This window comes from Methylobacterium sp. D54C (assembly GCF_053345595.1).
The window spans coordinates 1-678 of the sequence record NZ_JBKFAK010000101.1 but is presented as its reverse complement, the minus strand read 5'-3'; the positions used below and the strand labels follow the sequence as shown (position 1 = coordinate 678).

The 678-nt window shown below is 67.3% G+C and carries 1 protein-coding gene; it reads left to right on the top strand.

Going from position 1 to position 678, the window contains the following annotated elements; all coding sequences use genetic code 11:
- Positions 1–103: 103 nt before the first annotated feature.
- The coding region (locus ACLBYB_RS32685; protein WP_447701366.1) for an IS110 family transposase at positions 104–678 on the top strand (575 nt) is incomplete at its 3' end.

The window sequence follows — 678 nt, the reverse complement described above, 5'->3', positions numbered from 1 at the left end:
AAAGCAGATGGGGTGGATGGCTCCCGCTCCGACTGACGGCATCTCGGTGCCAAGATGTGGTCGCTGTCGAAGCAGCAGCCACGCAGATGCAGGAGCCATCCCCATGGAGATCACCACCGTCGGCATCGATCTGGCCAAAAGCATCTTTCAGGTTCACGCCGTCGATGCAGTTGGGCACGTCGTCGTTCGTAAGGCGCTGCGGCGGGCGCAGGTCACGCCGTTCTTCGCCAAGCTGCCGCGGTGCCTGATCGGCATGGAGGCGTGCGGCACGGCGCATCACTGGGCCCGGGAACTCGTAAAGCTCGGCCATGACGTGCGGCTGATGCCGCCGGCTTACGTGAAGCCGTACGTCAAGCGCGGCAAGACCGATGCGAACGATGCCGCTGCCATCTGTGAGGCGGTGACGCGCCCCAGCATGCGCTTCGTGCCGGTGAAGTCGACCGAGCAGCAGGCGGCGCTGGCGCTGCACCGGACGCGCGACCTGCTGGTCAAGCAACGCACGCAGCTGGTGAACATGATCCGAGGCCTGCTCGCCGAGTTTGGGATCGAGATGGCGCGGGGCCTGCGGCACGCGCTCGAACTGGCGGCCCGGCTCTCGGCCGGAGACGCGGCCGAGGTGCCGCCGCTCGCCCAGCGCGTGGTGACCGGGCTGGCCGATCAGATCGGTGCCTTGCAGAT